Source organism: Hymenobacter canadensis (assembly GCF_027359925.1).
In the GTDB taxonomy this organism is placed as follows: domain Bacteria; phylum Bacteroidota; class Bacteroidia; order Cytophagales; family Hymenobacteraceae; genus Hymenobacter; species Hymenobacter canadensis.
On the sequence record NZ_CP114767.1, the window covers coordinates 1,383,369 to 1,396,563 of the forward strand.

At 64.3% G+C, this 13,195-nt stretch carries 9 protein-coding genes; 5 read left to right on the forward strand and 4 right to left on the reverse strand.

Features of this window, described 5'->3' with window-relative positions; genetic code table 11:
- Positions 1-3: 3 nt before the first annotated feature.
- The 4 genes from O3303_RS06035 to O3303_RS06050 form a co-directional block, all read right to left on the reverse strand.
- Entirely contained in the window at positions 4-651 is a 648-nt protein-coding gene (locus O3303_RS06035; protein ID WP_269561166.1) for a VOC family protein, read from the reverse strand.
- A 69-nt stretch (positions 652-720) separates the two neighbouring features.
- Complete coding sequence (locus tag O3303_RS06040; protein WP_269561167.1) at positions 721-1,311, reverse strand: riboflavin synthase; 591 nt, start codon at positions 1,309-1,311, stop codon at positions 721-723.
- 126 nt (positions 1,312-1,437) lie between these two features.
- Entirely contained in the window at positions 1,438-1,824 is a 387-nt protein-coding gene (locus O3303_RS06045; RefSeq protein ID WP_269561168.1) for a GxxExxY protein, read from the reverse strand.
- Between the two features lie 146 nt (positions 1,825-1,970).
- On the reverse strand, positions 1,971-3,392 hold the full coding sequence (locus tag O3303_RS06050) for a sugar transferase (RefSeq protein WP_269561169.1): 1,422 nt from the start codon (positions 3,390-3,392) through the stop codon (positions 1,971-1,973).
- A gap of 219 nt (positions 3,393-3,611) precedes the next feature.
- Here O3303_RS06050 and O3303_RS06055 point away from each other — a divergent pair, with 219 nt between their 5' ends.
- The 5 genes from O3303_RS06055 to gltB all read left to right on the forward strand — a co-directional run bounded on the left by O3303_RS06055 (position 3,612) and on the right by gltB (position 13,099).
- Positions 3,612-4,265, forward strand: coding sequence for a protein-L-isoaspartate(D-aspartate) O-methyltransferase (locus O3303_RS06055; RefSeq protein ID WP_269561170.1), 654 nt, complete (start codon positions 3,612-3,614; stop codon positions 4,263-4,265).
- A 261-nt stretch (positions 4,266-4,526) separates the two neighbouring features.
- Positions 4,527-6,743: a M43 family zinc metalloprotease gene (locus tag O3303_RS06060; RefSeq protein ID WP_269561171.1), complete on the forward strand. Its 2,217-nt coding sequence runs from the start codon at positions 4,527-4,529 to the stop codon at positions 6,741-6,743.
- Positions 6,744-6,891: 148 nt separating this feature from the next.
- Positions 6,892-7,410 (forward strand): acyl-CoA thioesterase, encoded by a 519-nt coding sequence (locus O3303_RS06065; protein WP_269561882.1) that lies wholly within the window; start codon positions 6,892-6,894, stop codon positions 7,408-7,410.
- A gap of 69 nt (positions 7,411-7,479) precedes the next feature.
- On the forward strand, positions 7,480-8,328 hold the full coding sequence (locus tag O3303_RS06070; RefSeq protein ID WP_269561172.1) for a hypothetical protein: 849 nt from the start codon (positions 7,480-7,482) through the stop codon (positions 8,326-8,328).
- Between the two features lie 250 nt (positions 8,329-8,578).
- The gene (gltB, locus tag O3303_RS06075) at positions 8,579-13,099 is read left to right on the forward strand and encodes a glutamate synthase large subunit (RefSeq protein WP_269561173.1); all 4,521 of its coding nucleotides are present in this window, start codon (positions 8,579-8,581) and stop codon (positions 13,097-13,099) included.
- Positions 13,100-13,195: the final 96 nt, after the last annotated feature.

Consider the following 13,195-nt stretch of genomic DNA (forward strand, 5'->3'; position numbering starts at 1 on the left):
GGCCTAGTACGCAATAGCTAGGTTCAGGGCACCAATATGCACAGTCTGGCCTTGCTGGTGCTCGTCGAACGTCAGCGTGAGGCGGTTTTCAGCTGCCGGCCGGAAGCTGAGCTGCGGCTGGCCGGCCAACTGCTGCAGCAAGGCTTCATCGTCGGCGTACTGGCGCAGGCCGAAGCTGACGTGGGTCAGGCGACGCAGGCCGGCGCGGTGCTGCGTGGGCTCGGTGGTGGCAGCTTTGGGGCCTTTGAACGGCAGCCGGAACGTCCAGGGTAGGCTGGGGTTGTGGGCGTGGGGCAGCACCTCTATGGGCAGGCCCGCCGGAAAGTACAGCGGTTGATACGCCAGCGCCGCCGCGAAAACCGGGTCGGTATCGGGCGTATTCACCAGACACAGGCCGTAGGGCGAGGCGCCCGTAGTGGCGTACCGGGCCCGCTCCCACAGCCGGGTAGGCTGCAGCAGCGGGCCGCTGATTTCAGCTTCATCGTGCACCCACAGAATCTCCAGAAAGAAATTTTCGAAGTAGAACTTCCGGTTTGTGGTGCCCTGGCCCGGATGTACGCGGCTGCTTCCCTCGGTCAGGCCCAGGGCCAGCATTTGCTCCGCTGCTTCCTGCGGCGAGTCGGAAAAGATGAATAGATGGTCGATTTCCATGGTTGTGGCAGCGTTAGCCATACTGCCTGCTTCCCCTCAACCAGCGTAACCTGCCCGGAGTTTGTGCGCCTACTTGCCCAGCAGCTTGGCCACGTACTTGCCCACGATGTCGAACTCCAGGTTTACGCGGTGGCCGGGGCGCAGGTCCTGGAAGGTAGTGTGCTCGTAGGTGTAGGGGATGATGGCCACGGAAAAGCCGTCGTCGGTGCTGTTGAAGCAGGTGAGGCTGGTGCCGTTGATGCAGATAGAGCCTTTTTCCACGGTTACGCGGCCGGCGCCGGGCTCGTGGCGGAACCGGTACAGCCAGCTGCCGTTCTGATCCTCCACCGACTCGCACTCGGCCGTGAGGTCCACGTGGCCCTGCACGATGTGGCCGTCGAAGCGGCCGTTGGCCGAGAGGCAGCGCTCCAGGTTCACGCGGCGGCCGGGTGCCCAGGCACTCAGATTGGTTTTCTGCAGCGTCTCGTCGATGGCCGTTACCACGTGGGTGCCGGCCATGCCGTCCACGGCTACCACGGTCAGGCACACGCCGTCGTGAGCCACGCTCTGGTCAATCTTCAGTTCCTGGGCAAAGCCCGACTGCACGGTGAAGTGGATGTTGGAGTTTTCGCGGCGTACATCCGTGATGGTGCCGAGGGTTTCGATGATGCCAGTGAACATGAATCGCAGATGGTGCAGATGAAGCCGCGGATAACGCAGATTCGTTCTGGTGAGGGATGAAAAAGATCCGTTTTGGTGGGGGATGATGTGTGTGTATCAGAACAGCTGGGTTTGTTCTGGTGCTACTTAGGTGGGGCGGGGGGAATTGACGAAGCGTTTATAGTTGAGCCGGACTTCACCAAAATTCAGGAGCAGGGCCACTTCGAGACGATAGGCGTGCAGATAATTCAGGACCTGGGCGTGGTGCAGCGGCGTGATTTCACTCAGGGCTTTAAGCTCCACCAGCACCGTATTTTCTACCAGGAAGTCAACCCGCCGGCTCCCCACATGTTCACCCCGGTAAATCAAAGGCAGCTCCAGCTCACGCTCGAAAGCCAGTCCGCTTTCCCGCAGCTCAATGGCGAGGCAACGCTGATACACCACCTCCGGAAACCCCACTCCCAACTGCGTATGCACCCGCATGGCCGCTCCGATAACACTCCCAGTCAGCTCCTTATACTTGTATCCCTCCATATCAATCCAGCCAGCATATCAAGAAAAACAACGAATCAGCGCCATCCGCTCCTGCATCCACACTATCTGCGCTACAGAACAAATCTTTTAATCTCTCACCAGAACGAATCTGCGCTATCCGCGGCTTCATCTGCACCATCTGTGATCTACTTACCCCGCCCCTCCATGATGATCTTGAGCGTGTAGAGCAGCACCCGGAAGTCCATGGCCAGGCTCATGTTTTCGATGTAGAGGATGTCGAACTTGAGGCGCTCGACCATCTGGGCCACGGTTTCGGCGTAGCCATACTTCACCTGGCCGAGGCTGGTGAGGCCGGGCCGCACGCGGTGCAGGTGGCGGTAGTGGGGCGCAATCTTTACAATCTGGTCGATGAAGAACTGCCGCTCGGGCCGCGGGCCCACAATGCTCATGTCGCCCTTGATGACGTTCCAGAACTGCGGCAGCTCATCTACCCGCACCTTGCGCATAAAGCGGCCCCAGGGCGTAATGCGCGGGTCGTGGTCGGAGCTGAGCGAGGGGCCCTGCTTCTCGGCATCCACGTACATCGAGCGGAACTTGTAGATGCGGAACGGCTGGCCCAGCCGTCCGATGCGCTCCTGCGAGTAGAACACCGGCCCCGGCGACGAGAGCTTCACCATGATGGCCGTGAACAGGTAGCCAGGCCAGGCCAGCAGCAGAAACACGCTTGAGGCCACCACGTCAATCATCCGCTTGAGCACCTTCTGCCACACCGGCAGCAGGTCCTGCTTGATTTCGATGAGCGGCGTGCCAAACACGTGGCTCACCTTCACCGAGCCCAGCAGCATCTGATAGAGGTCGGGCAGGATGCTCACGCGGGCCGGCGTGCCTTCCAGCAGCGTCAGAATTTCCTCGATGACGCGGTGCTCACTGGGCTCGATGGCAATGACGATCTGCTCGATTCCGAGGGCCCGGATCAGGGCGGGCAGGCGGCGGTAGGAGCCGCGGGCGGGCAGCTCGGCGGCCAGGGCCTCCTCGATGGCGCCTTCCTGCACGGGCGTGAAGCCCACCACTTTCAGGCCCAGGTGGCGTCCGGTGCGGCGTAACTCATGCAGCGTGTCGAGGGCCAGGGCGTTAGAGCCCACCAGCAGCGTATTGAAGAAGATGGTGCCGTTGCGCACCAGGTGCTGCACGCTGCTCACGGCCCAGGTGCGCAGAATGGCCGTGAGGGTGAAGTGCAGCAGGAAGTAGGCAGTGATGGTTTTGTAGTAAGAGCGGTAGTTCTGCACGCCCTCGTCGTCGAGCAGCAGCACGAAGAAAATCACCAGTGCCCCCAGCACCGACACCCGCGCCAGCCGTATAATCTCGGCCAGCCTGGACTTGCGGAAAATGTCGCGGTATTCGCCAATCAGGGCGTAGAGCACCGTCCAGAAGGCGGCAATCATCAGGGCCGAGCCGGAGAGAAAGAACAGCGCGCCCTCCGTGAAGCGGTAGCCGGCGGTGATTTCCTGCAGTAGGTATTTGCGTAGCAGAAAGAAGCACACCCAGGCCAGCAAGGCCGCCAGAAAGTCGGCGGCTATCAGCTTCAGTAGTTGGAAGGTGCGAATCAAGGGCAGTGCAATCGGGCCGGCAGCCGGGGCCGGCGGGTGATACTATGGGCGCGAATGGGTAGCTTCGCACCGGATTTAATGCCCTAAAGGGCCTGCACGGCCCATTTTGGAGCCTCGCAAAGGTAGAGCAATAAACCAGAATCCATACAAGCCTCTGTGGCAGGCGGCCTGGCAGCCCCGGCCTGCTCCGCCCGCCACAGGCCCGCCCTTTCCCCGAGTATGCACGCCGACACCTACCGACACCGCGGCCAGCGCCGCACCCTCGTAGAAGAGCTGCGCCGCAAAGGCATCCGCCACGAACGGGTGCTGGCCGCCGTGCTGGCCGTGCCGCGCCACGCCTTCTTCGAGGCCGGCTTCGAGGCGCATGCCTACCAGGACAAGGCGTTTCCCATCGGCGAGGGCCAGACCATTTCGCAGCCCTACACCGTGGCCTACCAGACGGCCCTGCTCGACCCCTCCCCCGAGCACCGGGTGCTGGAAATCGGCACCGGCTCGGGCTACCAGTGCTGCGTGCTGCTGGAACTCACGCCCCACGTATTCAGCATTGAGTATCAGCCGGTGCTGTTTGAGCGTACCGGCCGCCGCCTGGCCCACCTGCACCGGCAGGCCCATTTGTTTTGCGGCGACGGCTCGGTGGGTTTGCCCCAGCACGCGCCCTTCGACCGGATTCTGGTGACGGCCGGCGCGCCCACGCTGCCCCGCCCGCTGCTGCGGCAGCTGCGCGTGGGCGGCTGCCTGGTGATTCCGGTGGGCGACGCGCAGGTGCAGCGCATGGTGCGCGTAACGCGGGTGAGCGAGGAGGAATTCACGCGCGAGGAGTTCGAGGAATTCCGGTTTGTGCCGCTGCTGGGCCAGGCCGGCTGGGCCAGCTAGCCGCCGCTTTGCGCCGCCAGAAATCAGGGCCGCCTTTCTTTCCTTGCCGGAGAGAAGGGTGGCTTTTTTTGCGGGGTGCGGGCGGCGGCGGCAGAACCTGCAGAACGGTTTTGCCGGCATCTTTTGCGGCCGTGTTGTAACTTGTCGGACCATCCCTGCGCCGCAGCCCGAAACCAGCTGTTGCGCACGCACTTACCCTGCTTTCACTGGCTTGGCACGGGCCATTGCCGCCGTTATTTCTTCCACCTTTTTTCCTGCTCAATGCCCAACAAATCATTACTCAAACTATTGCTGCTGCTGACCGGGCTGCTTGGCCAGCTGGGCGCCACGGCCCAGCAGCGCGGCACCCGCTACCCCGAGCAGCACTACGGCTTCCGGTGCGCCTCCGACAGCCTGCAGCAGCTGGAATGGGCCCGCAACCCCGCCGCCGAGCGCGAATACCGTGCCTTTATCCGGAGCGTGGCCATGATGCCCGCCGCCGAGCAGGCCCGCCTGCTGGCCGCCCCCGACGTGACCGTGCCGGTGGTTATCCACGTTATCCATACGGGCACCGGCAACAACATCACCGAGGCGCAGGTGAATGATGCTATCCGCATTATGAATGAGGATTTCAGCAAAACCAACCGCGACACGGCCGACGTGATTCCGGAGTTTCAGCCGCTGTATGCCAACGTGGGCTTCCGGTTCCGGCTGGCCAAGAAAGACCCCGACGGCAACTGCACCACCGGCATCACGCGCACCTACTCCACCCAGACCAGCATCGGCGACAACAACGTAAAAAACCTGATTCGCTGGGACCCCAACCGCTACCTTAATATCTGGGTGGTGGACGTGGCCAACGGCGCCGGCGGCTACGCCTACCTGCCCTGCGCCGGCACCGCCCTCGACGGCATCGTGATTCGCAACGCCCAGTTTGGCAGCATCGGCCGCTCGGGCGGCTCCAACTTCGCGGCCCGCTCCATGACCCACGAGGTGGGGCACTACTTTGGCCTGCCGCACACCTGGGGCCCTTCCAACACGCCCGGCACCGCCTCCAACTGCGGCCTCGACGACGGCATTGCCGACACGCCCAACACGGCGGGCGTTTCTTCCGGCTGCCCTTCCACCACCTACCGCCCCTGCAATGCCGACGGCACTGGCAGCACCACGCCCAACAACAACCCCACCGGCATTCTGTCCAACGTGCAGAACTACATGGACTATGCCACCTGCGCCAAGATGTTTACGCTGGGCCAGAAAACGGTGATGCGCGCCTCGCTCACCCGCTTCTGCCGCTCCACGCTGGTATCGGCCCAGAACCTGGTGCAGACCGGCACCAACGACGGCTACCAGGCGCCGGTCTGCGCGCCGGTAGCGGCCTTCCGCCCTTCCACGAACAGCGTGTGTGAAGGCGGCAGCGTCCTCTTCGCCGACTACTCCTACAACTACAACTACGTGGCCGCCACCACCCAGTTCGACTGGCGCTTCACGGGCGGCACGCCGGCCACCAGCACGGCCCGCAACCCCGTAGTCACCTACCCCACGGCCGGCACCTACGACGCCACGCTCATCATCATCACCCCGGACGGGCGCGATACGCTGAAGCTGGAGCGGGTAGTGCAGGTGCTGGGCGCCAACTCCGGCGAGCAGGCCCCGCTGATTGAGTCGTTTGAAAACGCCGACTTCCCCAACAACTACGCCGGCGCCCCCATCCGCAACTGGACCATCACCTCGTCGGTGCCCGGCGCCAATCCGTTCAGCTGGCAGCGCGCCAACGGCACGGCGGCCACCGGCGTAGCATACCTGCTGGCGCCTAACCCGTCGTTAGCGGCCGGTACGGTGAGCACGCTCATCTCGCCCAACATCAACCTGAGCAGCATCGGCAGCACCCCCACCCTGAGCTTCGAGCGCGCCTACGCCCTGCGGTCGGCCACCGCCAACGACGTGCTGCGCATCTCGTTCAGCACCGACTGCGGCGCGTCGTGGTCGGCGCCGCTGACCTACAACGCCGCGGCCCTGGACACCAAGAACGGCGCCATCATCACCAACTTCGTGCCCACGGCCCGCGCCGACTGGCAGACGACCACCATTCCGCTGCCGGCGGCTTACCAGGGCGCAACCAAGTTCCTGGTGCGCTTCGAGTCGGTGAGCGGCGTGGGCAACCGCATCTGCCTCGACAACGTGCGCCTGCTCGACCCGCAGGCCCCGCTGGCCAACCAGGAGGCCGAACTGGCCCGCCGCGGCATCAGCGTGTTCCCGAACCCGCTGACCGCTGAAACCGCCGTGCATTTCACCCTGACCACCGCCACCCGCGCCGCCGTACGCCTCACCGACATGCTGGGCCGCGAAGTGGCGCAGGTAGCCGCCAAAACCTACGGCACGGGCGCCCAGAGCATCCGCCTGCAGGGCGCGGCCGGCCAGCCCCTGACGGCCGGCGTGTACCTGGTGCACCTCACCCTCGGCGACCAGACCTTCACCACCAAGGTGCTGGTGAACTAGCCGGTTCCACTACCCTTCAAAGCCCCCGGTGCCAGTTGGTGCCGGGGGCTTTTTTGTGGCTGAAACAAGCTACTGGCCTGACCCTGCCGGCCGCGCCGGGTCTGTGCCTATCTTTGGGGCTTCATTCCTGATTCACTTTTTCCGCATGATGCGCAAACAGAAGCCCGTCAAAGACTCGTTCGTGATTATGACCGAGCTGGTGCTGCCCAACGACACCAACACGCTCAACAACCTGATGGGCGGCCGGATGATGCACCTGATGGACATTGCCGCCGCCATTGCCGCGCAGAAGCACTCCAACCGCATCGTCGTGACAGCCTCCGTCGACAACGTGTCGTTCCGGGAAGGCATCCGGCTGGGCAACGTCGTGACGCTGCAGGCCCAGGTGACCCGCTCTTTCGCCTCCAGCATGGAAGTGCACATTGATGTGTGGGCCGAGGACATTCCGAGCGGCACCCGCATCAAAAGCAACGAGGCATTCTTCACATTCGTGGCCGTCGACCAGTCGGGCCGCCCGATTGACGTGCCCGAGGCCCTGCCCGAAACGCCCGAGGAAATTGCCCTCTACGAGGGCGCCCTGCGCCGCCGCCAGCTGCGCCTGGTGCTGGCCGGCCGCATGAAGCCCGAAGAAGCCACCGAGCTGAAGGCGCTGTTCGCCATGGAGTAGCCGGGCGGCGCGGCCCATCAGCCCAGCCACCTGCGCCGTTTCCCGGCCGCTTTCCTCTATCTTCCAACTATGGATACTGCCGCTTCCCTCGCCTTCTTCCAGAACTTCTACACCGACGTGTCGCTGTACGTAGTGCCCGAATCGCAGCCCGCCGCGCCAGCGGAGCCGGCAGCCGCGCCGGCAGCACCTGCGCTACCGCAGGCGGCGGCAGTGCCGGCAGCGGCGGCGCCCGTTGCCGCCATTCCGGCGGCCATTCCAGCGGCGTCAGCGGCGGCGCAGCCTGCCGTTCAGGCAGCTCCGGCCGCAGCCGCCACGCCCCCGGCACCGGTGACGGCGTTGCCTCCCACTCCAGCGCCACCAGCGCCGGCCCCGGTGCCCGTGGCGCCGCCCGTTAAGGTGCCGGTTGATGCGGGGCCGCTGTTCAACTCGTTCACGCTGGCCGAGCTGCCGGCCGCGCCGGTGGCGCCGCCTTCGCAGCCGGGCCGGGTGCAGCCCACGCCCACCCAGTCGCCGGTGGCGCACATTCCGTTTTCCACGCTGGGCAGCAACCCCAACGGCCTGCTGATTCTGGTGCGGGTGTCACCCGACGAGTTCCGGAAGCTGCCCCGCAACGTGTTCCTCAACAACATCCTCAAGGCCATCCGGCTGGTGATGGAAGACGTGGTGCTGGTGAACGTGGAGCACGAGAAGTTTCCGGTGGCGCTGTGCAGTTTACGCCAGCACCTGGCCGCCCGGCAGTTCCTGGCCTTCGGCCGAAACCTGCTCGACGTGGCCGTGTACACCACCCAGCCCTACGAGCCCGTGCTGCTCTACGGCGACACGGCCTTCCTCGGCGCCAGCGAAATCAAGATGCTGGAGTACGATGCTGGCCGCAAAAAGCAGCTGTGGCACTCCATGCAGCGCATGTTTCTGGGGTAGTCGCCAGCTACTTTCGTTTCACCTACAAAGCCTCTTTGCCGCTCACATGTGGCAAGGAGGCTTTTTTTGTCGCAAAAAACTGATTTACAATATATTAACAATCACAAATACGCGGGTTGAAAATAAGCTAATGCGCGTTAGCTCAGGAAAAAAGGCGGGGCTTTAGTTGAATGCGCCGGTGGCGTGGCCTAACTTACTGTTTCGCAGCTGCTTCAGGTGGCCTGCGCCCACGCATTCTGGCTAGCTGCTTATGAATCCCGACACCGCCCAGGGCCTGTACCGCCCCGAATTCGAGCACGATGCCTGCGGGACTGGCTTCATCACCTACCTCAACGGCCGCAAAACCCACCAGACCGTCGCCGACGCGCTGACCATGCTTGAAAACATGGAGCACCGCGGCGCCTGCGGTTGCGATACCGACTCCGGCGACGGGGCCGGCCTGCTCATCCAGATTCCCCACTGGTTTCTGCTGGAGGAGTGCACCGCCCTCAGCATCCGCCTGCCCGAGCCGGGCAGCTATGGCGTGGGCACGGCCTTTCTGCCGAAGGATGCGGCCTTGCGCGCGGCCTGCCACGAGGTGATAAACGGCGCGGCGGCGCGGCTGGGCTTCCCGCTGCTGGGCTACCGGCCGGTGCCGGTGAACCCGGCCGGCATCGGCCCCACGGCGCTGGCCGCCGAGCCGGTGATGGAGCAGGTGTTTTTCGGCCGCCCGGCGGGCATTGTCACCGCCGAGGATTTCGAGCGCAAGCTGTACGTACTGCGGCGACTGATTTTCAAGACGGTGCGCGAGACGGTGCCGGCCGCCATGGACGTGTTCTACTTCGCCTCGCTTTCCTGCAAGACCATTGTTTATAAAGGCCAACTGACCACCTACCAGGTGCGCGGCTACTTCCCCGACCTCAGCGACGAGCGGGTGGTGTCAGCCTTCGGGCTGGTGCACTCGCGGTTTTCGACCAACACCTTTCCGAGCTGGAAGCTGGCCCAGCCCTTCCGCTTTCTGGCGCATAATGGCGAAATCAACACGTTGCGCGGCAACCTGAACTGGTTTTACGCGGGCCTGCGCAACTACGTGTCGCCCTACTTCTCTTCGGAGGAGATGGACATGCTGCTGCCGGTGGTCGATGCCGGGCAGTCGGATTCAGCCTGCCTCGATAACGTGGTGGAAATTCTGCTGCATTCGGGCCGCCCGCTGCCGCACGTGATGATGATGCTGGTGCCCGAAGCCTGGGACGGCAACACCCAGATGGACCCGCTCAAAAAGGCCTTCTATGAGTTCCACGCCACGTTTATGGAGCCCTGGGACGGCCCGGCGGCCCTCATCTTCACCGATGGCCAGCAGATTGGGGCCATGCTCGACCGCAACGGCCTGCGCCCCCTGCGCTACCTCGAAACCACCGACGGCCGCGTGCTCGTCGCCTCCGAGGCCGGCGTACTCCCCATCGACCCCGCCACCGTGGTGCAGAAGGGCCGCCTGCAGCCCGGCAAGATGCTGCTGGTCGACACCGTGGCCGGCCGCATCATCACCGATGAAGAGCTGAAAACCCAGGCCGCCGGCCGCCAGCCCTACGGCGCGTGGCTGAACGAGTACCAGATTCAGCTCGACGAGCTGCCCGAGCCGCGCCAGATGTTCACGGATTTGGCCGCCGACGCGGTTTTCAAGTACCACCAAGTGTTCGGCTACACCCGCGAGGACATCGACGTGCTCATCACGCCGATGGCGCTGGAGGCCAAGGAACCCATCGGCTCGATGGGCGTGGATGTGCCGCTGGCCGTGCTTTCCGACCAGCCCCAGCACCTGAGCAGCTACTTCAAACAGTTTTTCGCGCAGGTCACCAACCCGCCCATCGACCCCATCCGCGAGCGTCTGGTGATGAGCCTGGCCACCTTCCTGGGCAACAACGGCAACATCCTCGACGAGGACAAGCACCACTGCCACTGCGTGGCCCTGCGCCAGCCCATCCTGAGCAACCACGAACTGGAAAAGCTCCGCAGCATCGACACCGGCATGTTTAATGCCAAGACGTTACAAACATATTTTAAGGCCGACGGGCTGCCCGGCGCCCTGGAGCGCGGCCTTGCCCGCCTCTGCCGCTACGCCGAGGACGCGGTGAACGACGGCTTCGAGGTGCTGATTTTGTCGGACCGCGCCGTGGACTCGGAGCATGCGCCGATACCTTCGCTGCTGGCCGTTTCGGCCGTGCATCACCACCTCATCAAGCTCGGTTTCCGGGGTTCGGTGGGCTTGGTGGTGGAAGCCGGCGACGTGTGGGAAGTGCACCATTTCGCCTGCCTGCTCTCGTTCGGGGCCACGGCCATCAACCCCTACCTGGCCCTCTCCACGGTGCGCACCATGCGCGAGGCGGGCCATTTGAATACCTCCCTCGACCAGTCGCAGCTCACCTATAACTATATTAAAGCCGTGTGCGACGGACTGCTGAAGATTTTCTCGAAGATGGGAATTTCGACTTTGCAGAGCTACCACGGCGCGCAGGTGTTCGAGATTCTGGGGCTGAACCAGGCCGTGGTGGATGCTTATTTCTGCGGCGCAGTCACCCGCATCGGCGGGCTGGGGCTGGATGAAATTGCCCGCGAAACGCTCTACAAGCATTTCCAGGGCTTCAAAACCAGCACGCCCGAAGAGCAGGTGCTACTGCCCGACGGCGGCCTCTACCACTGGCGGCGGCGCGGCGAGGCCCACATGTTCAACCCCGAAACCGTGCACCTGCTGCAGCTGGCGACGCGCACGAACAACTACGCCACCTACCAGCGCTACGCCAGGCTGGTGAACGAGCAGCCGGAACGCATGTTCACGCTGCGCGGGCTGCTGGATTTTGCCCACCACCGCGAGGCCATTTCGATTGACGAAGTGGAGCCGGCCGAGGGCATCCTGAAGCGGTTTGCCACCGGGGCCATGTCGTTCGGCTCGATTTCGCACGAGGCGCACAGCACCCTGGCCATTGCCATGAACCGCATCGGCGGCAAGAGCAACACCGGCGAGGGCGGCGAGGACCCCATGCGCTACGAAAAAATGGCCAACGGCGACTCCATGCGCTCGGCTATCAAGCAGGTGGCCTCGGCCCGCTTCGGCGTGACCGCGCACTACCTCACCAACGCCGACGAGCTGCAAATCAAGATGGCCCAGGGCGCCAAGCCCGGCGAGGGCGGCCAGCTCCCCGGCCACAAGGTGGACGAGTGGATTGCCAAGGTGCGCCACGCCACCCCCGGCGTGGGCCTGATTTCGCCCCCGCCCCACCACGACATCTACTCCATCGAAGACCTGGCCCAGCTCATCTTCGACCTAAAAAACGCCAACCGCGCCGCCCGCATCAATGTGAAGCTGGTGAGCAAGGCGGGCGTGGGTACCATCGCCGCCGGCGTGGCCAAGGCCCACGCCGACGTGATTCTCATCGCCGGCTACGACGGCGGCACGGGGGCCTCGCCCATCAGCTCCATCAAGCACGCCGGCCTGCCCTGGGAGTTGGGCCTGGCCGAAGCCCACCAGACCCTGGTGCAGAACCAACTGCGCAGCCGCGTGGTGCTGCAAGCCGACGGCCAGCTGAAAACCGGCCGCGACCTGGCCGTCGCCGCCCTGCTCGGGGCCGAAGAATGGGGCGTAGCCACCGCCGCGCTGGTAGCCGGCGGCTGTGTGATGATGCGCAAATGCCACCTCAACACCTGCCCCGTGGGCGTGGCCACCCAGGACCCAGAGCTGCGCAAGCTCTTCACCGGCCAGCCCGAGCACATCGTGAACCTGTTCCGCTTCCTGGCCGAGGAGCTGCGCGAAATCATGGCCGAGCTGGGTTTCCGCACCATCAACGAGATGGTGGGCCGCCCCGAATTCCTGAAAGTGCGCGAAGGCATCACCCACTGGAAAGCCCGCCACCTCGACCTGAGCGGCATGCTACACCCCGCCGCCAATATCTCCGGCGGTACCCTATATCAGAGCGAAGCGCAGGACCACGGCCTGGCCCACATCCTCGACTGGCAGCTGCTGGAGCACGCCCGCCCGGCCCTGGAGCAGCAGACGCCGGTATTCGGCGAGTTCGAGGTGCAGAACACCGACCGCACCATCGGCACGCTGCTCTCGAATGAGATTGCCAAGCGCTACCATGCCGCCGGCCTGCCCGCCAACACGATTAACTACCGCTTCCGCGGCTCGGCGGGGCAAAGCTTCGGCGCGTTCAGCGTAGCGGGCCTCTCGTTCGCGCTCGAGGGCGAGGCCAACGACTACGTGGGCAAGGGCTTGAGCGGGGCGCGGCTGGCCATTTTCCCCTCCCCCGCCGCTCACTTCGTGCCCGAGCAGAACATCATCATCGGCAACGTGGCGCTGTACGGGGCCACCTCGGGCGCGCTGTTCGTGCGCGGGCAGGCCGGCGAGCGGTTCGCGGTGCGCAACTCCGGCGCCACCGCCGTAGTCGAAGGCGTGGGCGACCACGGCTGCGAGTACATGACCGGCGGCCGCGCCCTCATCCTGGGCCAAACGGGCCGCAACTTCGCCGCCGGCATGAGCGGCGGCATCGCCTGGATTTACGACCCCAACGGCACCTTCCCGGCCAATTGCAACCCCGAAATGGTAGAGCTCGACCCGCTCGACACGGAGGACGAAGACCAGATTCAGGCGCTACTGCGGCAACATGTGGAACTAACCGGCAGTCAGGTTGCGGCCTTCCTGCTGGGCAACTGGGCGGAGGAAGCCGGCAAGTTCGTGAAGGTGTTTCCAAGCGAATACAAGAAGGTACTGGCGAAAGCGCGGTACGCGACGGTGGGGTGAACGATGTAGAGACGCATACTTGCGTCTCGTCGTCCGCGCCGCCTGAACGAGGTAGAGACGCAATATTTTGCGTCTCGTCGTTGAACGACCGGAGCC

Bases quoted from the DNA above. Each gene is read 5' to 3' on its own strand.
- O3303_RS06035 (WP_269561166.1), bottom strand. From the start codon at position 651: ATGGAAATCGACCATCTATTCATCTTTTCCGACTCGCCGCAGGAAGCA.
- O3303_RS06040 (WP_269561167.1), bottom strand. From the start codon at position 1,311: ATGTTCACTGGCATCATCGAAACCCTCGGCACCATCACGGATGTACGC.
- O3303_RS06045 (WP_269561168.1), bottom strand. From the start codon at position 1,824: ATGGAGGGATACAAGTATAAGGAGCTGACTGGGAGTGTTATCGGAGCG.
- O3303_RS06055 (WP_269561170.1), top strand. From the start codon at position 3,612: ATGCACGCCGACACCTACCGACACCGCGGCCAGCGCCGCACCCTCGTA.
- O3303_RS06060 (WP_269561171.1), top strand. From the start codon at position 4,527: ATGCCCAACAAATCATTACTCAAACTATTGCTGCTGCTGACCGGGCTG.
- O3303_RS06065 (WP_269561882.1), top strand. From the start codon at position 6,892: ATGCGCAAACAGAAGCCCGTCAAAGACTCGTTCGTGATTATGACCGAG.
- O3303_RS06070 (WP_269561172.1), top strand. From the start codon at position 7,480: ATGGATACTGCCGCTTCCCTCGCCTTCTTCCAGAACTTCTACACCGAC.
- gltB (WP_269561173.1), top strand. From the start codon at position 8,579: ATGAATCCCGACACCGCCCAGGGCCTGTACCGCCCCGAATTCGAGCAC.